The sequence below is a fragment of the Nocardia sp. NPDC004168 genome (assembly GCF_040610355.1).
Classification (GTDB): domain Bacteria; phylum Actinomycetota; class Actinomycetes; order Mycobacteriales; family Mycobacteriaceae; genus Nocardia; species Nocardia sichangensis.
Genome location: NZ_JBEXME010000029.1, coordinates 17,268 through 36,268, shown reverse-complemented (window position 1 = coordinate 36,268; position 19,001 = coordinate 17,268). Strand labels below are relative to the sequence as shown.

23 protein-coding genes are annotated in these 19,001 nt (G+C 66.9%); 5 read left to right on the top strand and 18 right to left on the bottom strand.

What is annotated here, in order from left to right:
* Positions 1 to 95 precede the first annotated feature (95 nt).
* Positions 96 to 542 carry a cupin domain-containing protein gene (locus tag ABZW96_RS31895; protein WP_355079778.1) on the top strand — a complete coding sequence of 149 codons (447 nt, stop codon included), beginning with the start codon at positions 96 to 98 and terminating at the stop codon, positions 540 to 542.
* Positions 543 to 681: 139 nt separating this feature from the next.
* On the opposite strand, the gene ABZW96_RS31890 is transcribed toward ABZW96_RS31895, so the two are convergent.
* From ABZW96_RS31890 to ABZW96_RS31875, 4 genes are all read right to left on the bottom strand, one after another.
* Entirely contained in the window at positions 682 to 1,080 is a 399-nt protein-coding gene (locus ABZW96_RS31890) for a hypothetical protein (RefSeq protein ID WP_355079776.1), read from the bottom strand.
* Positions 1,081 to 1,504: 424 nt separating this feature from the next.
* The gene (locus tag ABZW96_RS31885) at positions 1,505 to 2,227 is read right to left on the bottom strand and encodes a TVP38/TMEM64 family protein (protein ID WP_355079774.1); all 723 of its coding nucleotides are present in this window, start codon (positions 2,225 to 2,227) and stop codon (positions 1,505 to 1,507) included.
* 272 nt (positions 2,228 to 2,499) lie between these two features.
* On the bottom strand, positions 2,500 to 2,709 hold the full coding sequence (locus tag ABZW96_RS31880; protein ID WP_355079772.1) for a hypothetical protein: 210 nt from the start codon (positions 2,707 to 2,709) through the stop codon (positions 2,500 to 2,502).
* On the bottom strand, positions 2,706 to 2,948 hold the full coding sequence (locus tag ABZW96_RS31875) for a hypothetical protein (protein ID WP_355079770.1): 243 nt from the start codon (positions 2,946 to 2,948) through the stop codon (positions 2,706 to 2,708). Before ABZW96_RS31875 ends, ABZW96_RS31880 begins: the two co-directional genes overlap by 4 nt.
* Before the next feature lie 749 nt (positions 2,949 to 3,697).
* On the opposite strand from ABZW96_RS31875, the gene ABZW96_RS31870 reads away from it, so the two are divergent.
* From ABZW96_RS31870 to ABZW96_RS31860, 3 genes are all read left to right on the top strand, one after another.
* Positions 3,698 to 4,582, top strand: coding sequence for a helix-turn-helix transcriptional regulator (locus ABZW96_RS31870; protein WP_355079768.1), 885 nt, complete (start codon positions 3,698 to 3,700; stop codon positions 4,580 to 4,582).
* A complete protein-coding gene (locus tag ABZW96_RS31865; protein WP_355079766.1) occupies positions 4,579 to 4,797 on the top strand; it encodes a DUF397 domain-containing protein in 219 nt (72 codons plus the stop codon). The genes ABZW96_RS31870 and ABZW96_RS31865 overlap by 4 nt, the downstream gene beginning before the upstream one ends.
* A gap of 63 nt (positions 4,798 to 4,860) precedes the next feature.
* The gene (locus ABZW96_RS31860; RefSeq protein ID WP_355079764.1) at positions 4,861 to 5,067 is read left to right on the top strand and encodes a DUF397 domain-containing protein; all 207 of its coding nucleotides are present in this window, start codon (positions 4,861 to 4,863) and stop codon (positions 5,065 to 5,067) included.
* Between the two features lie 110 nt (positions 5,068 to 5,177).
* Here ABZW96_RS31860 and ABZW96_RS31855 read toward each other — a convergent pair whose 3' ends face one another.
* The 10 genes from ABZW96_RS31855 to ABZW96_RS31810 are packed head-to-tail and all read right to left on the bottom strand — an operon-like array spanning position 5,178 to position 10,566.
* Complete coding sequence (locus ABZW96_RS31855; RefSeq protein WP_355079762.1) at positions 5,178 to 5,477, bottom strand: gas vesicle protein K; 300 nt, start codon at positions 5,475 to 5,477, stop codon at positions 5,178 to 5,180.
* On the bottom strand, positions 5,470 to 5,685 hold the full coding sequence (locus ABZW96_RS31850; RefSeq protein WP_355079760.1) for a gas vesicle protein: 216 nt from the start codon (positions 5,683 to 5,685) through the stop codon (positions 5,470 to 5,472). Before ABZW96_RS31850 ends, ABZW96_RS31855 begins: the two co-directional genes overlap by 8 nt.
* On the bottom strand, positions 5,682 to 6,467 hold the full coding sequence (locus tag ABZW96_RS31845; RefSeq protein WP_355079758.1) for a GvpL/GvpF family gas vesicle protein: 786 nt from the start codon (positions 6,465 to 6,467) through the stop codon (positions 5,682 to 5,684). Before ABZW96_RS31845 ends, ABZW96_RS31850 begins: the two co-directional genes overlap by 4 nt.
* Positions 6,464 to 6,850 carry a gas vesicle protein GvpJ gene (gvpJ, locus tag ABZW96_RS31840; protein WP_355079756.1) on the bottom strand — a complete coding sequence of 129 codons (387 nt, stop codon included), beginning with the start codon at positions 6,848 to 6,850 and terminating at the stop codon, positions 6,464 to 6,466. Before gvpJ (ABZW96_RS31840) ends, ABZW96_RS31845 begins: the two co-directional genes overlap by 4 nt.
* On the bottom strand, positions 6,847 to 7,167 hold the full coding sequence (gene gvpO, locus ABZW96_RS31835; RefSeq protein ID WP_355079754.1) for a gas vesicle protein GvpO: 321 nt from the start codon (positions 7,165 to 7,167) through the stop codon (positions 6,847 to 6,849). The genes gvpJ (ABZW96_RS31840) and gvpO overlap by 4 nt, the downstream gene beginning before the upstream one ends.
* Positions 7,168 to 7,187: 20 nt before the next feature.
* Complete coding sequence (locus ABZW96_RS31830; RefSeq protein ID WP_355079752.1) at positions 7,188 to 7,421, bottom strand: gas vesicle protein GvpG; 234 nt, start codon at positions 7,419 to 7,421, stop codon at positions 7,188 to 7,190.
* 3 nt (positions 7,422 to 7,424) lie between these two features.
* Positions 7,425 to 8,186 carry a GvpL/GvpF family gas vesicle protein gene (locus tag ABZW96_RS31825; protein ID WP_355079750.1) on the bottom strand — a complete coding sequence of 254 codons (762 nt, stop codon included), beginning with the start codon at positions 8,184 to 8,186 and terminating at the stop codon, positions 7,425 to 7,427.
* Positions 8,186 to 8,593 carry a gas vesicle protein GvpJ gene (gene gvpJ / locus ABZW96_RS31820; protein ID WP_355079748.1) on the bottom strand — a complete coding sequence of 136 codons (408 nt, stop codon included), beginning with the start codon at positions 8,591 to 8,593 and terminating at the stop codon, positions 8,186 to 8,188. The genes ABZW96_RS31825 and gvpJ (ABZW96_RS31820) overlap by 1 nt, the downstream gene beginning before the upstream one ends.
* Positions 8,590 to 9,792: an SRPBCC family protein gene (locus ABZW96_RS31815; RefSeq protein ID WP_355079744.1), complete on the bottom strand. Its 1,203-nt coding sequence runs from the start codon at positions 9,790 to 9,792 to the stop codon at positions 8,590 to 8,592. The genes gvpJ (ABZW96_RS31820) and ABZW96_RS31815 overlap by 4 nt, the downstream gene beginning before the upstream one ends.
* Positions 9,793 to 9,798: 6 nt before the next feature.
* The gene (locus tag ABZW96_RS31810) at positions 9,799 to 10,566 is read right to left on the bottom strand and encodes a hypothetical protein (RefSeq protein WP_355079743.1); all 768 of its coding nucleotides are present in this window, start codon (positions 10,564 to 10,566) and stop codon (positions 9,799 to 9,801) included.
* 310 nt (positions 10,567 to 10,876) lie between these two features.
* Between ABZW96_RS31810 and ABZW96_RS31805 the strand changes: the two genes are divergently transcribed.
* The gene (locus tag ABZW96_RS31805) at positions 10,877 to 11,332 is read left to right on the top strand and encodes a VOC family protein (RefSeq protein WP_355079742.1); all 456 of its coding nucleotides are present in this window, start codon (positions 10,877 to 10,879) and stop codon (positions 11,330 to 11,332) included.
* 71 nt (positions 11,333 to 11,403) lie between these two features.
* Here the strand turns inward: ABZW96_RS31805 and narI are convergent, their stop codons facing one another.
* From narI to ABZW96_RS31785, 4 genes are all read right to left on the bottom strand, one after another.
* A complete protein-coding gene (narI, locus tag ABZW96_RS31800) occupies positions 11,404 to 12,162 on the bottom strand; it encodes a respiratory nitrate reductase subunit gamma (RefSeq protein ID WP_355079740.1) in 759 nt (252 codons plus the stop codon).
* Entirely contained in the window at positions 12,159 to 12,839 is a 681-nt protein-coding gene (narJ, locus tag ABZW96_RS31795) for a nitrate reductase molybdenum cofactor assembly chaperone (RefSeq protein WP_355079738.1), read from the bottom strand. The genes narI and narJ overlap by 4 nt, the downstream gene beginning before the upstream one ends.
* Positions 12,836 to 14,596 carry a nitrate reductase subunit beta gene (gene narH / locus ABZW96_RS31790; RefSeq protein ID WP_355079845.1) on the bottom strand — a complete coding sequence of 587 codons (1,761 nt, stop codon included), beginning with the start codon at positions 14,594 to 14,596 and terminating at the stop codon, positions 12,836 to 12,838. The genes narJ and narH overlap by 4 nt, the downstream gene beginning before the upstream one ends.
* 65 nt (positions 14,597 to 14,661) lie before the next feature.
* Positions 14,662 to 18,372: a nitrate reductase subunit alpha gene (locus ABZW96_RS31785; protein ID WP_355079736.1), complete on the bottom strand. Its 3,711-nt coding sequence runs from the start codon at positions 18,370 to 18,372 to the stop codon at positions 14,662 to 14,664.
* Between the last annotated feature and the right edge of the window lie 629 nt (positions 18,373 to 19,001).

Genomic DNA, 19,001 nt, shown 5'->3' with positions numbered 1-19,001 from the left:
TACGGTAATCCAGGATCCGAGCGCGGGTGCTCGTCACCGCGGCGGCATTGAGCGAACGCGTGTTCCGATACCGCCGCCGTGGCTAAGCTGCCAGGATGACGCTCTTTCTCCGCGTCGCCGCAGTGCCGGTTGCGCTCGCCGGTGCGCTGGTGAGCGCGGCGCCCGCCGAGGCAACGCCCGGTAGCGACATCACCGCCGTCACCCTCGGCCAGGCGCAGATTCCCGCCGGGCTGGTGCCGTTCGTCGCGGGCACCGATCTGGTTGTTCGCGAGATCACCATCGGCCCCGGCGGCTCCACCGGTTGGCACTACCATCTCGGTCCGGTCTTCGGTTTCGTCCGCTCGGGCACGCTCACCCACCCCGGACCCGACTGCGACGCTCCGGTCTTCCGGACCGGCGAGTTCATCTACGAGCCCGCGGGTGAATGGAACGTGCACATCGGCCGGAACCTCGGCGCGGAGCCACTCGTCCTCGACGTCGTCTACGCCCCGCCCACGGGCGAACCGCTGTTCGTCGACGCACCCGCCCCGGCCTGCGCGTAGGGCCGTTCGGTCGCATGGGCGGTGGTTGCCGAGCCCGATGGCGTCCGGATGTCGGCGGTCGCGGTCGGGCGATCCGGCGGGGCGGGCACCGTAACGGTATCGGCATCATGCAGGAATTCGACCGATGTCGGTCCTAGGGTCACCGACCGGCGGCACGGGCCGGTGCCCCGAGTAGCCAGCGCCAACGTGGCAGTTCGGTGATTGCCGTGACGGCCGTCAACGTGGTGACGACGACGGCCGCCCAGTCCGGCCATGTGGCCCAGGACGCGAGTACGGCGGCGGCGAGTTGGAGGACGACGAGACCGATGGTGACTATGCCGGGGACCGGGATGAGGACCTGTCTTTTGTCGCCAGGGGTGGCGAAGAGGGTCGGCAGCCCGATGAGCAGGACCAATGTCGCGACCGCGAGCGCGACCGAGTGATCGGCCAGTGCCCATGGGGTGGCGATCCAGGCAATCAGTTCGGTGGTGAACCGCAGAATCGAGGCAATACGTCCCTGGCCGGTGAGGTTCGGCGAGGTGATGGGCCGAGTGGACATGACGGACAGCGTGTCATACCAGCTGGTCTGGAACGCTCGATGCTCCCAGTGGTGAGCAGGCGGCGGCGTCAGCTACGCCACACAGCAGTGAACTCATACCACGGGCCAGCGAGGTGAGTTGCGGTGAAGTCGTCGAATCCAACCGGTGTGCCATGAGGTGAGTACGCCCACCCACATGCGCAAGCCGCACCCCCGGATCGTCGGCCGGAACGAAACCTTCGCGACAAACGCTAGCAAGTACGCCAACCGCTTCGCAGTAGCACGCGCTTCGAGTCATCGGGGTCGCGAATCCGTAAGCGGCGCTTGCCGTCTCGCGTCAGTGACTAGGGCAGGCGGTGATGGGCGTAATCGCGGTGTCCGAGCCGGGTTCGACCGGTAGGGCCACATCTAGATCGCACAGTCGGCGCAGGTAGATCAACTTGTCCTAGTCCCCGCAGCGATCCGGCGCAGCTTCTGGCTCGCGGTTCGCGCCGCCACGCCAGCTGCGGTATCCGCGGTGCGCGGCGAAAGTTCCGATGATCGCGGTGGCGCACCAGACCGCGATGGCAGTGTAGGCCAGCGGGGCCGACAGGTCGCCGATCGATGCGCCGAGAGCGGTGTAGACGAATGCGCGTGGAGCCGAGCCGATGAATGCGCCCACGGCCATCTGCCACAACGGGACTCCGAACGCTCCGAATACGTACGACGCCAGTGCATCCGAGATGCCAGGGACGAAGCGCTGGCCGACGACGGCCCACAAGCCGCGCCGCGCGATCTGGGCGTCGATACGCTCGGCACGCTCCTGGCCGAGCAACCCGCGCGCGCTTTCGCGGCCCGCCCGCCGCCCGAGGAAACTGGTGATGGTCGCCGTGCCCACCGCCGAGCCCAGCGTCACGAACGTCCCGACCAGCGGCCCGAACAGCAGACCGCTCCCCGCGGCCAGCATCGGGCCGGGCACGAAGATCGCGCCGAGCACCGCCGAGGCCGCCAGATAGGCGAACGGGGCCGCGGGTCCGGTCGCGGCGATCGCGTCGCGCACGCGTTCGACGTCGATCACTCCCGCGACGGCGACCAGATAGAACATGCCGAACAGGAATACGACGAACAGCGCCAGCCGCGCGATGTGCCGCCGCCGTCCGGTGCGAAAGAAGCCGTCGTTGTCCGTCATGCTGACCGCAATCCTGCCTCGAGCTGGCCGGACGTTCACGTCGAGGGTGCAGAGTGCCCGCCGCCGGAGTGCGGGACACAATCACGAAGCGGGGCTCTACGGTTTGAGCTATAGGCGGCGGCCGACCGGGGTGTGAATCCCGAATCTCCGCGCTTCTGTGGAAACCGGGTCGCGAACCGGCGGGAACTGTACCCGGCTGCCTGCGCCTTGTCAGGGTGCGCACCGTTCAGCTGTTGGGCGTGTGACTGGTGATCGAGGGAGCCGCCGTCGATTCAGGGTTCCAGGTACAGGCGCTCGTTCGGTAGGCGGCGTAGGCCGCTGGTGTCGGTGATCGCTACGGTTACCGCATCGGTGTAGCGGCGGGTCTGGTGTTCGTGGACGAACAGCAGGGCGGCGGTGAGGCAAGCGACGAAGTCGAAACGCATGCCGTGCAGGAATATCGACAGGCGGACGTCGGGTTCATCGGGCCGTGGGGATGTCACGGCTGCTCCGGTTCGCGGTCGCGGAAGTAGCGGAAGTCGTCACGGCTCACGATCACGGCGGTGACGAAGGTCGAGCAGGTGAGGTAGTCGCAGTCGCGATGCAGGTCTAGGGCTCGAAGTGCGTTCTTGCGGCTGGATACCGGCCAGTGTGGGTTGTCGTGGGCGAATCGGGTCCGCAGTGAATGCGGTCGGCCGTTGGCGTCGCTGGGGAAGAGCCACACGAGACCGTCATCGGGCACGGGACACCACCCGGAATCCCCGTTGGCGGTTCGGCATCTGATCCGCCCACGCTCGAATGGCCTCCAGCACAACGCGCCCCGACGGCCGATATGGTCCGCGCGGCGGCACTATCCACTGGCGGATCGCGCCGGAAGAGGCGGTGGGCGAGGGGAGTGCGATCGTCGCTCCGGACCGAGCCACGCTCACGTCCAGCCGGAACAACTCCGCGAACAGCCGGTCGTCGTCCGGCAGATCCGCCACGATGAGGAACGTCCATCGGTCCGAACGTGGATGTGCGACAACGGGTCCGAGGAGTTCGCCCCGGCTCTGCATATGGGCTTTCGTTGCTTGCCCCAAACGCGTGGGCATCGTCACCCCGCACACGCACCCGGCACGCAGGATGATCCGTCCCAACTCGGGCGGGTCGATCACAGCGGGTAGATCGCACTCGCGCCGGTAGTAGTAGCACCTGGATCGCGGTGTGTCCCCGAACGATTGCATCACCGTCTGCGCTCCCCTCAGATCTGTTGCGGGTTGTTCGCCCCACACGTCGTTGATGAATCTGCGGCGCAAGTCGGGGAGTGTCAGCCGGTCGAAGGCCCTCCCCGCCGAGCGCGGCGGACACAGGAGACCAGGCCCGTGCGGGAATGTGTTGTCAAATTGGGTTTGTCAAATAGACTTCTTCAAATCGCCTGGGTGTTAGTCAGTTCGGCGTACAGGCTCGCGGCACGTTCAGCATGGGTAAGCACTCAAAACGGGGGTCGGCGGCATGTCAGAAATCGGTAGTACAGTTCCTCGGCGGCAGTTGGGCCGCTACCTGCGTGATCTCCGCACTCAGACCGGTATGACGATCCCGGAGGTTGCGAAGTTGATCCAGCGGAGTCCGAGCACGTTGCAGCGCATCGAGAAGGGGGAGCTTCCGCAGAAGGTCCGGACCGTCGACATCCGCGAACTCTGTAACGTACTGGGCGCTGACGAAACGATGACGGCGGCCATCACTGGACTTGCTGAGCAAGCCAACGTCAAGAGTTGGTGGCATGAGTACGGGACGCTCATCCCTAAGGACTTCGACGTGTACATGGGTCTGGAGTCCGCAGCGGAACAACTGACTTCGTACTCGCCCGATGCCGTTATAGGTCTCCTGCAACACCCCGACTATGCGAGGGTTCTTGTCCGTGGTGTCTATCCAGCCGGTACGCCCGACGAGATCGAGCAACGTGTGCATCTCAAACAGCGCAGACAGGCCCTGATCACACGCAAACGGCAGCCCGCGCGACTGAACATCGTCTTGGGCGAGGCGTCGTTGCGCCGGGTCGTAGGCAATCGGAAGATCATGTCTCGACAGGCCAGACATCTGGCGGACACCAGCACGTTGCCCAATGTCTCACTGCTGGTACTCCCGTTCGATGCCGGTATCCCGATGGGCGACCCGTTGGGCCTATTTACCATCCTGAATTTCGGGCTCAGCAGTAGAGGCGAGGCTGTGGAGCCTCCGGTGGTCTATTTGGAGAACTTCACCGGCGACATGTACCTGGAGAAACAGACTGATGTCGACCGCTACCATGAGGCGCATCAAGCTATCCGCCGCGCGGCGTTGGACGAGAAGATGAGCAGAGACCTGTTCCGGCAGGTGGCAAGGGAGTTCTCGGCGTGACCGACAAGTACGACGTTGACCTATCCGGAGCGAGTTGGTTCACCAGCACTCGCACATCTGGCGGTAAGGACTGCGTAGAGGTCGCCCATCTGGCAGGCGGAATGGTCGGCGTCCGAGACTCCAAAAACCCGACCGGCCCAGCGGTGGTGTTCACACCCGCCGCCTGGGACGCCTTCACCGCTGGCGTCATGGGCGGCGAGTTCGACCGCTCGTAGACAATGCGTGGGCGGGAGTGCCCCTCCACGCACCATCATCCAGTACCAACAGGGGGTACGAACGTGCACGTCAACCGGTCGAACGCGAATTGGTTCAAGAGCACGCACAGCGGTGGAGGCCAGGAGTGCGTGGAGGTCGCCCATCTGGCAGGCGGAATGGTCGGCGTCCGAGACTCCAAGAACCCGACCGGCCCGGCGTTGGTCTTCACGCCCGGCGAATGGGACGCCTTCACCGCTGGCGTCGTGGGCGGCACCTTCACCCACCCATAGGCCCGAGAAGTCGCGCGGCATCATTCCGGTGTCATCGGACAAGATCAACGGCACATGGCTGTGGCGTTTGCCGAGAAGACCTCTCGCTCATGTGCCGTTGATCTTGATGTTCAGGGTGGGTCGCGGGGGAGGAGGGTGCCGAGGGGGCCCAGGTCGATGTTGAGGTCTTCGGGGGTGAGGCCGAAGTGGTCGCGGAGTTCTTCCATGCGTTGTTCGAGGAGCATGAGGGTGGTGCCGATGCGTTCTATCTGGGTGTCGGTGAGGTCGCCCGCGTCTACGCGGCGGAGTGCTTGGCGTTCCATGAGCTGGCGGAGGAGCTCGACCAAAGTGAGGACGAGGCTGACCAGGCCGCGCTCGACGGATTCCGGGTCGGTGTCGATACGCGGTGGGATGCCGCCGAATTCAGTCATCGCCGGGTGCCTCCAGCGCGTGCAGCGGTCCGGAGAGGGTGCTGATCGAGGAGATCAGCGCCCGCAGCGAGATCTGGACCAGGTCGACGTCCGCGATGGCGAGCTTGATGTCGCCGGAGATCACCACGCCGCCGGCCAGCACCCGATCCAGCAGATCGACCAACGAGACCCGGCGCTCGTCGTCGACCTCACGTGTGGCGCGGCTCATGCCGGTTCTCGTTCCACGCCCGCGAACGAATACGGCGGCCACGGGCCGGTGAGTTCGAGGCGGATGCCAGGGAATTCGTCGCCGAGCGCCGTGACGATGGTGGCGAAGTCGTCGGTGCGGTCGTCGTCCACGAGGTAGGTCCCGTTGAGCACCAACCAATCACGACGGCCACTAAGTGCCGGGTCGGTCAGCGCCTGACGTCGCCCCGCCGCCGCGTGCTGGAGCAGGCGGCTGTGGATCTCCTCGGCGCGCTGGGCCGCGTCGCGTTCGATGGTTTCCTGCGCGGACAGTTGCGCCCGGCGCCGGGCCAGATACGCGGCTCCCGCGCCCTTGCCTTCGCTCGCGGTGCGGGACTCGGCCACGGCGGCGGTCAGGGCGGCGCGGTCGCCGTAGGCCTTCACGCCCCACTCGGTGCGGCCGCTCACCAGCTCCAGCGCGGCGGCGAAATCCGCTCGCCGCTCGGTCAGCAGGTCGCGCACCCGGTCGTCGTCGAGGAAGACGGTGGCCAGCCGCAGCGGGACGGTCGGGCCTCGTCGCACCAGGGTCGATACGACGGCGTCGTGCGCACGGGCCGTCCCTTCCAGCCAATCGAGGTCCTCCAGATGCGCCCGCAGCGGCTGCTCCCCGAACACCTCGAGCGGCACCGAGCCGACGATCGCCGTCAGCCCGTCCACGACCACCGTTCGCACCGGCTCGCCCGCGACTCCGGTCAGCTCGCCCAGCTCCTCGCCGCCGCAGCCGGGCGTCACCGCGTACAGCCAGACCCCGAGGCCCTCCGTCACGACCGCTCTTCCCTCGGTTGGCGGCGACGCTCGATGCGTTGCGGTTGTTCCTTCGCGCTCTCCAGTTCCGCGATCCGGTCGCGCAGCTTCTGATTCTCGAGTTCGAGATCGTGATCCTGCCGCTCCAGCGTGCGGGCCTTGCTGTTGAGCCACGGATCGGTCTCCCACCAATCGATGCCCACCGACTTGGCCGTCTCCAAGGACGCGATCACCAACCGCAGCTTGATCGTGAGCAGTTCGATGTCGAGCAGGTTCACCTGGATGTCGCCGGCGATGACCAAGCCTTTGTCGAGCACTCGCTCGAGGATGTCGGCGAGGTTGGTCGACGAATGCCCGCCTCCGTACGGCTGCGGCGCGGACGATCCGCCGGGCACCACCGTCATGACCGAGCCCTTCCGATGTCGGTGCTGCCGCGGGCGTAGCGTCTGGTTCTGCGATAGGCCAGCAGGTTCCCGTCGAGATCGATCTCGACTTCGTAGAGCGCGAGAATGTCCGCCGAGGACGGGATGCGGCGGTCCTCGAGCACCTCGATCTCCACCTGCCAGCCGTCCTCCGTCGGTTCCATCGAAGTGACCCCCTGCACCTCTTTCGACGTCAGTTCCACCAGGTTCTCCACAGCCATGGCGGCGGCCTGCGCCGGGCTGGGAGGGGGTTCGTCGGAAGCCGAGTCGACGTCTTCGGAGGTGGTCTTGCGTGCCACGCGCGGTCACTCCTTCCGGATCACGCGCGGCGACCGGTCATGCGGTCCAGGACCGCCTGCTGCGCTTGTCTGCGCTCCTCTTCGGACAGCTGACCGGCTGCCGCGGCCGCATCGATCTCCTCGAGTTCCCGCCGCATGACGGCGGGATCCCGCATCTTCTGATCCACCTGGTCCTGGATCAATTCGCCCAGCCAGATCACGCCGCGGACCGGGGCGACGGGCAGCGTCAAAATCGATGTGAGCACACCGAACATGCCTTACCCCTCCGGTGCGCGCTTCATGACGAAGTCGTAGGCCGCCATCGGTCCGAGCAGGTTCAACTCCACGCGGCCGTCCCAGTCCTCACCGAGCCTGCGCAGCGTGTCCTCCAGGTCTTTCTGCCGGTCCAGTTCGACCAGCACCGCGATGTGGACGGCCTCCTCCTCATGCGTGGGCTCGCGCTGGTTGACGAGCGGTTCGAACTCCTCGAGCTCGGCGACCACCTTGCGAGTGTCCTCGGCCCGCTTGGACTCGATGGCCTGATTGATCATCTCGCCGAGCGCGATTCGCTCGTTACGGGTGGCGTCCTCCGGTTTGTCGCGGATCTCCCCGGCCAGCCGGGCGGCCTCGGCGTTCTCGTCGAGCAGCTCCCGGAGGATGGTGTTCTCGACGTAACGGCCGCGGATCACGAACTGCGCACGGCCCTCGAGTTGCTCCAGCGCGGAGCGGAATTCGTCCTCGTTCGCTCCGAGTAGTTCGTTCTCCACCGCCTCGGTGTCGGTCATGACCGCGCCGAAGCGCAGCGGCAGCACCGGAGCGACGGCGGCCGATCCGTCCAGCAGTTCGGCGTGCGCGGTGAGGTCGTCGGGCGTGCCCAGCGGCCGATCCGACTCGAGCATGCTGACCAGCGCGGCGATCTCGCCGTGCCGTATCACCGACACCTCACCCGGTGGGTCGCCGACGCCGCTGGCGTGCGGCTCGGGCTCCACGTCGGCGGGCACGATGCCGTAGACGTAGACAGATGTCGCAGCGGTAGTCATCAGCCCTCCTTACGTTTGGGCCTGTTCGCCGTCTGGCGCTTGTCCTGCACGTCGCCGATGAAGTCCATGACCTTCTCGCCCGCCGCCTCGAGAGCGCCCTGCGTCTTGTGCTTCGCCAGGCCCTGGGTGCCCTCGCCGACGAGGTCGGTCAGTCCCTTCGGCTGGGTGGAGATCTCCAGCCGGTTGACGGCCTCGGCGAAACGCAGATAGGTGTCCACACTGGCCACCACGACGCGGGCGTCGATGGTCACCAGCTCGATGCCGACCAGCGACACGCGCGCGAACGCGTCGATGACCAGGCCTTTGTCCAAAATCGTATCGATCACGTCGGCCAGGCTGGAGGAGTTCGGGCGCGCCATCGTGCCCGCTCCGCCACCCCCGCCGCCGCCTGCGGGTTCGATGGTCATGCGTTTGCTCCTCGCTTCTCACGCGACCGGCGAGGCGCCGCGCTGCGGCGGCGGGCGGCGGGTCGACGGCGAGGACGCCGATCTTCGTCTTGCTCGTCCTCGTCTCGCTCGTCCGTCTCTTGTTCGTCGGTCTCTTGTTCTTCCTCGTCCGGCTCCTGCTCGTCCGGCTCTCGTTCCGTTTCCTCTTCTCCCTGATCTTCTTCGGACTTCTCCTCTTCCTCGCGGCGCGCGGTCTCGTCGTCCTTGACGACCTTGCTGTCGTGGATTTCGCCGTGCCAGCCGACGATGTCGTCGGGATGCAGTACGGACTCGGTCATCACGTGCCGCTCGAAGTGCTTCAGTTCCAGGCGGCAGCGGCGGCCGGCCGCGCGCCAGATGTTGGCGGTCTTCTCGAAGACTCCCTTGGGGTGGTACTCCAGCACCACGAGGATGCGGGTGTACTGCGGCGTTATCTCGTGGAAGGTGACCGCGCCGTCGATGTAGCCCTTGTGCCCCTTGGAACGCCAGACGATCCGCTCGAACGGCACCTGCTCGAGAATCGTGGATTCCCAGGTACGCCGCGACCAGAACACTTTGCCGGTCCAGCTGAGCTTCTCGTCGGAGACCTGTTCCACTTGCTCGAGCTTCTTGGTGTACTTCGGGAAATCCGCGAACTGGGTCCACTGGTCGTAGGCCAGGTGGATCGGGACGCCGACGTCGATGTGCTCGACGATGTTCGTCAGCTTGATCTTCTTGCTGCCGCCCTTGCCCTTGCCGCCGGTGAGCGATTCCTTCACGTTCTCGAACTGCTCGCGCAGTGAGTGACCGAGCTTGGTTTTGCCCATGCTCATGGCCGTGCTCAACGGCGAAGAGCCACCGGCGAGCTTCTGCACGCCGGTCAGCGCCGCCAGCAGGTTCCCCCCGCCGCCGCCCTCGGCGTACTCGTTCAATCGGCCCGCGGTCTTCGACACCTGGTTCGTGAGCCCGGTCACCGCGCGTTCGGTCAGCGCTCCGGTGAGGTTCTGCAACGACTGCTGCAAAATGCCGGTCGGCGTGGGCGGCGGCGCGTTCTTCTTGGCGGAAGATCCGGCCTTCTTGGCGGAGGCTCCCGCCTTCTTCGCGGATGATCCCGCCCCGGTCGCGGCTTTGGCAGCCCGGCCCGCCGTATCGGCGGCTACCTTGCCGACTCCTTCCGTCGCGTCACGCAAAATCTTCGCCATCGCCGGTCACCTCCTCGTGCGGCGCACGGGGGCCTGGCCGGCCTCGGCGCGAGTACGGCGGCGGCCGGAAGTCCCGGACGGCTTACGATCCGCGGAGTCGGACGAACGGTCGGCGGTCCGCGAACTCGCTCCGCGCTTGGCGGTGGTGCTCGACCGGCGAGTGCGCGTCCGCGCGGCAGGCCGCTCGGTGTCGTCCTCTTCCTCGCCCCGCTCGGAATCGTCCTCGTCCTCGGGCTCTTGTTCTTCCTCTTCGTGCTCGTCCTCGGGCGTTCGATCTTCGTCCTCGTCCTCGTCCTCGTCCTGGTCCTCGTACTCGTCCTCGGGCTCTTGCTCTTGGTCCTCGTCCTCGGGCTCTTGCTCCTGGTCCTCGTACTCGCCCTCTTGCTCTTCGTCCTCGTACTCGTCCTCAGGCTGTTGCTCTTGCTCTTCGTCCTCCTCATCCGCCGCCTGTGAGCCGCGTTGTTCTTCGCCCGCCAGGAGCGTTGTCCCCTGCTGTAACCGGTTGCTGAGCGCGTCCATGCGGTTGCTCGCCGCGGTGACCGCGGCCGAACGCACCGCGCCGAGCAACTCGTCGCGCACGGTGTCGGTGATCTTGGTCAGCTCCGGCGTCGATTTGAGCAGCTCCGTGCCGCGCTCGAGCAGTTCGGCGGGTGTTCCCGCGGATCGTCTCGCCATCGCGGCTCCCGCCAGCGTCATCGCGAAGCGCATTTTCTTCGTGCGGCCGAGCAGGTACCCGAGGCCCACCCCTAACGCGATTCTTGCTCCACCTTTCATTGCTCACTCCTTGCTCGTCTCCGCCGCCACGGCTTTGCTGAGCCGGGCGGCGAGACTTTGACGTCCCCAGAAGTGGGATAGACCACATGGCAGCGGCCAAACTTCAGCGTATGCCTGGTTACCCGATGGGTCGATGGGTTCTGCCTGCGGAAAGCCGGGAACTCGCAGGCTGGCGAACCTGTTTCAGCGATCACTCGGCGGTAGAGGTCGAAAAAAAAATTTCGAGAAACTTCGCGAACTGTGTCGAAGGCGAGCGAGCGGCTCCGACCAGTGGGTGACAGCAAGTCACGCCACAACACAGGAGCACATCATGTCCGTCAACACGTTCCTCTGGTTCGACAACGCCGCCGAGGAAGCCGCCGCCCTGTACGCCGCGGTGATCCCGAACTCGCGCGTGGTCGAGGTCTCCCGCAACTCCGACGGCTCGGCGTTCATCGTCTCGCTGGACCTGGACGGTCAGGCGGTCACGCTGATGAACGGCGGACCGGACCACCCGCACACCGATGCCGCATCGCTGCAAGTGGTCGTGGACACCCAGGACGAGGTCGACCGTCTGTGGGACGCGCTCACCGCGGACGGCGGCGAGCCCGGCCCGTGCGGCTGGCTGAAGGACCGCTACGGCCTGTCCTGGCAGGTGGTGCCCTCGGCGCTGCCGAAATTGATGAGCGGTGACGATCCCGCGAAGACCATCGCCGTCGGCACCGCCTTGCGGTCGATGTCCAAGCTCGATGTCGAGGCTCTCCAGAACGCCTACGACAACGCCTGATCAGGCGCCGCGAACGCCGAAGACCCCGCCGGGACGCCGTTGTCCGGGCGGGGTCTCGCGCGACGGCGTCGTCAGCGCCAGCGTTCGGGGGTCACGGGCGCGTCCCACGCGCGGGCGTAGCGGCGCTTGTCGGGGGCGTCGTATTCCTTGCTGCGGTAGACCACGTACGGCCGCACCAGGTAGCCGACCGGCGCACTGAACATGTGCACGAGCCGGGTGTAGGGCCACAGCCCGATCAGGGCGAGCACGACCAGCCCGTGCAATTGGAAGGTCCACGGGGTGTCCACCATGAGCTCGGGTTGCGGGGTGAGCGTGAACAGGCTGCGGAACCAGGGCGAGACAGTCTCGCGATAGTTGTAGGTGCCCCACAGCAGGTTGCTGCCCCAGGTGTTGAGCAGGCCGGTGACCAGTGCGGCGGTCAGCAGCCCGTACATCAGCTTGTCGTTGCCCGTGGTCGCCTTGCGGACGGCGGGAACGGTGAATCGCCGGTAGAGCAGGATGCCGACACCGGCCAGCACGGCCAGCCCGGCCAGCGACCCCGCCGCGACGGCGACCACGTGATAGACGTGCTCGGAGATCCCGACCGCCGAGGTCCACGATTCCGGGATGAGCACGCCGAGCACGTGCCCGCCGAACACCCCGAGCATGCCGAAGTGGAACAGCGGACTGCCCAGCCGCAGCAGGCGGCTCTCGTAGATCTGCGAGGAACGGGTGGTCCAGCCGAACTGGTCGTTGCGGTAGCGCCACAGGTGCCCGAGCACGAAGGAGGTGAACGCGACGTACGGCAGGATCAACCACAGCGCGACCGGCAGATGCGGGGATGCGTTCATCGTCGGCCTTCCGATCCGTCGAACAGGGAGGGGTCCATCGCGAAGGGCTCCAGCCCGACTTCCTCCTCGGGCGGGCCCTGGGCGGCGAGTTCGGCGATGCGCCTGCGGTCGGCGGTGGTGGGCGGCGGCAGCGTCGCCCCGATCGCCGCGAGCACTCCCGCGTAGGGGGAGTTGTTGTCCGACAGCGAAAGTCGCAGCAGCTCCAGCACCGGAACGTGCTCGCCGAGCAGCCGTTCGCCGCCGATCGGGTCGACGGTGGCGGCGAACTCCAGCAGCACCGGCAGATGGTCGGGCAGTTCCTCGTCCCCGAGTTCGACACCCGCGTGCCGGTAGGCGTGCTTGAAACGCAGCAACGCCATTCCGCGCTTGCGCGTGTCGCCGTAGGCGTAGAAGGTCAGGTGCAGGCTGGCGCGGCGGCGCATGTCGAAGGTCGCGACGTAGGCGGCCGCGAGTTCCAGCGGCGGGGTGGTCCGCAGGTAGTCGAGGCATCCGCTCAGGTGTGTGCGCACCTCGTCGGGTAGATCGGCTGCGGCGCTGGTCAATTGGTCGATCATGGCCAGTGTCTGCTCGGTGGGGTAGTCCAGCAGCAATGCGGCGATTCGCCACACCAGCTGGCGGTCGCGCTGGGCGAGTTCGACCACCGCTTCCGGGCGGCGGCGCAACTTCAGCAGGCTCATCGCCCCGCTCCGCTCGGCGCGGAGGCCGGATCACCCGCGACGCTGCCCGAGCCGTCGCCGTTGCCCGCGCCGTGCCCGTTGCCTGCGAGCCCGTCGCCTGCGCCGTTCGCGTGGCCGTTACCCGAGTGCCCGTTGCTCGTGCCGTCGGCGTGCCCGTTGCCGTTCGCGGCGCCATCGCTCGGTACCAGGCCCTCGGTGCTCTTGCCATCCCAGTTCAGCAGGTTGATCCGGGACGACTTCTGCTCCGGCGCGGCGTCGTTGGCGTCGGTGAGATGGAACTTCTCCACCATCTGATCGAACGCCGTCATGCCCGGACCGCCGTCGGTGTCCAGGCTGCACCCGGTGGCGAGCGAATCCAGTTCGTGCGCACGGGCTCCCGCGCCGCTCGGGATGACATAGCGGTGCTCGTACTTGGCGATGGCCAGCAGCCGGTACATCGCCTCGATCTCCTCGGGCTCCAGCCGCACCGACGGCGCGATCGAGGGATCGGGCTCCTCACCGAGGTTCACCGACCGCATGAACGAGCGCATCGCCGCGAGGCGCTGCAACGAAGCGCGCACCGGCCCGACCTCGCCCGCGGTGAACAGCTCGGCCAGGTACTCCACCGGAATGCGCAGCGCATCGATCGCGCCGAACAGGTTGGACACGTTCTCGCCGTCGTGGCCGGTCTCGCTGAGCACGTCGACCACGGGCGACAGCGGCGGCACGTACCAGACCATCGGCATGGTGCGGTACTCCGGATGCAGCGGCAGCGCGATCTGATAGTCCACGATCAGCTTGTAGACCGGCGAATCCTGGGCGGCCTGAATCCATTCCGGCGAGATCCCGGCCCGCTCCGCCTCCGCGATCACCCGCGGGTCATGGGGATTGAGGAACACCCCGAGCTGCGACGGGTAGAGATCCTTGTCGTCGGTTACCGACGCGGCCTCGAGCACCGCGTCTGCGTCGTAGAGCATGACGCCGATGTAGCGCAGCCGCCCGACGCAGGTCTCCGAGCACACCGTCGGAATACCGACCTCCACGCGCGGGTAGCAGAAGGTGCACTTCTCCGCCTTGCCCGTCTTGTGGTTGAAGTAGATCTTCTTGTACGGGCAGCCCGACACGCACTGCCGCCAGCCGCGGCACTTGTCCTGATCCACCAGCACGATGCCGTCCTCCGCGCGCTTGTAGATCGCGCCGGAGGGGCAGGACGCCGCGCAGGAGGGGTTCAGGCAGTGCTCGCAGATGCGCGGCAGGTAGAACATGAAGGTCTCTTCGAACTCCAGTTTCACCTGCTCCGACAGCTTCGCCAGCAGCGGGTCCTTGCCGACCTGCTCGGGGCCGGAGCCGAGGTCGTCGTCCCAGTTGGCGCCCCAGGTGACCTGCGTGTCCTGGCCGGTGATCAGCGATTTGGGCCGCGCGACCGGCGTCGTGTCGACCGGCGGGGAGGACAGCAGATTGTCGTAGTCGTAGCTCCACGGCTCGTAGTAGTCCTCGACCGTGGGCAGATCCGGGTTGGCGAAGATGTTCAGCAGCCGCTTCAGCCGGGAGCCGGACTTCAGGGTGAGCTTGCCGCGCTTGTTCAGCGTCCAGCCGCCCTTCCACTTCTCCTGATCCTGGTACTGCCTCGGATAACCCTGTCCGGGGCGGGTTTCCACGTTGTTGAACCAGACGTACTCGGTGCCGCCGCGGTTGGTCCACGCCTGCTTGCAGGTGACCGAGCAGGTGTGGCAGCCGATGCATTTGTCCAGGTTCATCACCATGGCCAGCTGTGCCATGACGCGCATGTCAGTACCGCTTTCTCGCGTCGGTGGATGGTGCCCGCGTGCCGCGATCGCCCATGTCAGTACTCCACTTCCTGCGAGCGCCTGCGAATCGTGGTCACCTCGTCGCGTTGATTTCCGGTGGGGCCGTGGTAGTTCAGCGCGAAGGACTGCTGCGCGTAGCCGCCGATGAGATGCGAGGGCTTGATCATGATGCGGGTGAGCGCGTTGTGGATGCCGCCGCGCTTGCCCCGGCCCTTGGTGTCCTCGCCGATGCCCTCGATACGCGGCACGTCCACCGCGCGATCCTGGGCGTGGTACATGAACACCGTGCCCTCCGGCATCCGGTGGCTGACGATGGCGCGAGCCACCACGATGCCGTTGCGGTTGATCGCCTCGATCCAGTCGTTGTCGGCCACGCCGATCTTCGCCGCGTCGCGATCGGACATCCAGATCGTCTGACCGCCGCGCGAGAGCGTGAGCATGTGCAGGTTGTCCTGGTAGGCGGAGTGGATCGACCATTTCGAGTGCGGCGTCAGGTAACGCACCGTGACGCCCCGCTCGCCGACCTCGCCGATCGAGGGCTCGCGGAACAGCGCGGTCATGTCCAGCGGCGGACGGAAGATCGGCAGCTGCTCGCCGAGCTCGATCATCCAGTCGTGGTCGAGGTAGAAGTGCTGCCGCCCGGTGAGCGTGTGCCAGGGCTTGAGCCGCTCGGTGTTGATGGTGAACGGCGAGTACCGGCGTCCGCCGGTCTCGCTGCCCGACCACTCCGGCGAGGTGATCACCGGCACCGGGCGCGCCTGGGTGTCGGCGAAGGTGATCCGCTTGCCCTCGTGCTCGGCGGCCAGGTCGGCCAGTTTCGTTCCGGTGCGGCGTTCCAGCGCGTGGAAACCCTCCACCGCGAGCCTGCCGTTGGTGGTGCCCGACAGCGCGAGGATCGCCTCGGCCGCGTGCGTGTCCTTGGCCAGCGACGGGCGGCCCTGCGCGACACCGGACACGACCGTGCCGTTCACCCCGGCCAGGTACTCCACCTCCTGGTCGGGATAGGTGGTGACGCCCTTGGTGGTGACGCCGAGCGTGTCGACCAGCGGCCCGAGCGCGGCCATCTTCTCCGCGATCTTCGGGTAATCGCGTTCGACCACGACCAGCTTCGGCATGGTCTTGCCCGGAATCGGCTCGCACTCACCGGCTTTCCAGTCCAGCACGCGGCCGCCCGCCTGCGCCGTCGCGTCCGGCGAGTCGTGCTGCAACGGAACGGCGACGATGTCCTTGCGCTTGCCCAAGTGCTTCTCGGCCATCCAGGAGAAGCCGCGCGCGATCCGGTGGAAGGCGTCGAAGTCGGTCTTGGCCTCCCAGGGCGGCGAGATGGCCGGGGAGAACGCGTGCACGAACGGGTGCATGTCGGTGGAGGACAGGTCGTGCTTCTCGTACCAGGTGGCGGCGGGCAGCACGATGTCGGAGAACAGCGTGGTGCTGGTCATCCGGAAGTCCAGCGACAGCAGCAGGTCCAGCTTGCCGGTGGCGGCGGTCTCCCGCCAGTTCAGCTCCTGCGGCCGCACGCCGGTGGCTTCGGCGCCCTGCAGGTTGGAGTCGGCGCCGAGCAGGTGGCGCTGGAAGTACTCGTTGCCCTTGCCGGAGGAACCGAGCAGGTTCGCCCGCCACACGGTCAGGCAGCGTGGGAAGTTCTCCGGCGCGTCCGGGTCCTCGCAGGCGAATTTCAGATCGCCGGACTTCAACCCGTCCACCACGTGCTCCGGCGCGGTCTTGCCCGCGGCCTCGGCCTCGTCGACCAGGTCGAGCGGGTTGCGGTCGAAGGTGGGGTAGCTCGGCATCCAGCCCAGCCGGCTGGCCAGCGCGATGTTGTCGGCGGCCGTGCGCCCGGCGAACTTGCCCGTGCCGAGCGGCGAGGCGAACGACTCGGCGGTGAACGGGTCGTAGCGCCACTGGTCGTTGGTCAGGTACCAGAACACGGTGCCCTGCATCTGCCGCGGCGGGCGCTGCCAGTCCAGGCCGAAGGCCAGGGTGGACCAGCCGGTGACCGGGCGGCACTTCTCCTGCCCGACGTAATGCGCCCAGCCGCCGCCGTTCACGCCCTGGCAGCCGGTCAGCAGGGTAAGGGTGAAGAACGCGCGGTAGATCTGATCGGAGTGGAACCAATGGTTGGTGCCCGCGCCCATCAGGATCATCGAGCGGCCGCCGGACCGGTCGGCGTTGTCGGCGAACTCCCGCGCGATGCGCTGGGCCTGCACGGCGGGCACGCCGGTGATGGCTTCCTGCCAGGCCGGGGTGTAGGGCTCGGTCGCGTCGTCGTAGCCGCTCGGCCACGTGCCGGGCAGTCCGTCGCGGCCGACGCCGTACTGGGCGAGCAGCAGATCGAAGACCGTGGTGACACGTTTGCCCGCGACGGTCGTGGTCGGCACGCCGCGCACGAGCACGCCGGGAACGTCGCTGTCGAAGCGGGGAATCTGTACAGCCGCAGCATCGTCGGTGCGGCCGTACAGACTCAGAAGGGGATCGACGTCCCCGAGATCGAGGTTCCAGCGGCCGGTTCCCGCTTCGCCGAACCGATGACCGAGCGACCCGTTCGGCACCACCGGCTGCGCCTGCGCGTCCAGCAGCACCGTCTGGAACTCGACGCCCTCGCCGGTGCGGCCCAGATCGGCCGCGGTGAGGAACTTGCCGGGCAGGTAGGCCCCGTCGCGCTCGTCCAGCGTGATCAGGTACGGCAGATCGGTGTAGCGCTTGATGTAGTCGAGGAATCGCGGCGTCGACTTCTCGACGAAGAACTCCTTCAGCACCACGTGGCCCATCGCCATGGCCAGCGCGGCGTCGGTGCCGGGACGCGCGGGCACCCACTCGTCGGCGAACTTGGTGTTGTCGGCGTAGTCGGGGGAGACCACGACCACCTTCTGGCCCCGGTAGCGGGCCTCGGTCATGTAGTGCGCGTCCGGCGTCCGGGTGACCGGCACGTTCGAGCCCCACATGATGAGATAGCCCGCGTCGAACCAGTCCGCGGACTCCGGCACGTCGGTCTGGTCGCCGAACACCTGCGGCGATGCCACCGGCAAGTCGGCGTACCAGTCGTAGAACGACAGCATGGAGCCGCCGAGCAGCGAGATGAAGCGGGCGCCGACGGCGTGGCTGACCATCGACATGGCGGGGATCGGCGAGAACCCGGCCACCCGGTCCGGGCCGTACTGCTTGATCGTGTAAACGTGTGCGGCAGCGGCGATCTCGGCCGCCTCCCACCACTCGGCGCGGACGAATCCGCCCTTGCCCCTCGCGGCCTTGTAGCTGCGCGCCTTCTCGGGGTCTTCGACGATCTCGCCCCAGGCCAGCACCGGATCCTTGAGCCGGGACTTGGCTTCCCGGTACAGCTCCAGCAACGTGCCGCGCACGTACGGGTAGCGCACCCGGGCGGGCGAATAGGTGTACCAGGAGAACGACGCGCCGCGCGGGCAGCCGCGCGGCTCGTACTCCGGCTTGTCCGAGCCCACGGAGGGGTAGTCGGTCTGCTGTGACTCCCAGGTGATCACACCGTCTTTGACGTAGATCTTCCACGAACAGGACCCGGTGCAGTTCACGCCGTGCGTGGAGCGCACCACCTTGTCGTGCGACCAGCGATCCCGGTAGAACTCGTCGGCGCTGCGACCGCCGACCTTGTGCAGCGTCCGCTGATCGGACGATATCTCGCCCCGGTGGAAATATTTCCCCAGCCGCAGGAGCGCGTCCCCGGCGTCGGTGGCCGGGGCGGAGGGTGTATGACCCTGGGTACGCGAATTAACCACGACGTCCCCTTCGAGCTGTGCGATCGGGTTGATGTTCCGACTGTAAAGAGGCGCGCACGGCTGACCAAACGCCTTTCTCACAGCCCATTCGGAAGCGTGGTGAGTTGTGAGATCGGCGCAACGTCACGGTCACGGTAGCGCCGTGCTATCGGGCGGCATCCGGTGGCCCGACCAGGGGCAAACGGCTCTGAACTGGACAAAATCGGATCCGAGGAGGCCGTCCGCACGCATGTCGGTGATGCTTTGGAAACGGCGGGTTCTCCAGTGCTTTACATTTGTTAACACATTGGATCGATCTTCAGTGGGGCATTTTTCCAGTGTCCCGGCGAGTTTCGCTCGCGGCTCGGTGGCAACGTATTGTAAGCGTAATCACAATTCGCTGTGCATTCGCCCGACGTCGATCAATTGCACTGTGCTCCAGGCTCCGCCCGATCCGCCGTCGCTTCGATCGGGTCCGGGTGGCGTCGCCAGTCTGGCTACCACCCGCCGGATGACACTGTCGCTCAACCGGCGGTGGACGACGGAGGGGCCGTGCGGTGGTGGAACGGCTGCCGACTCGCGGTACGCCGTCCTCGCGCAACACGGCCCCACGGTGGACGGAAACGACATCGGCATACGGACCGACGCGC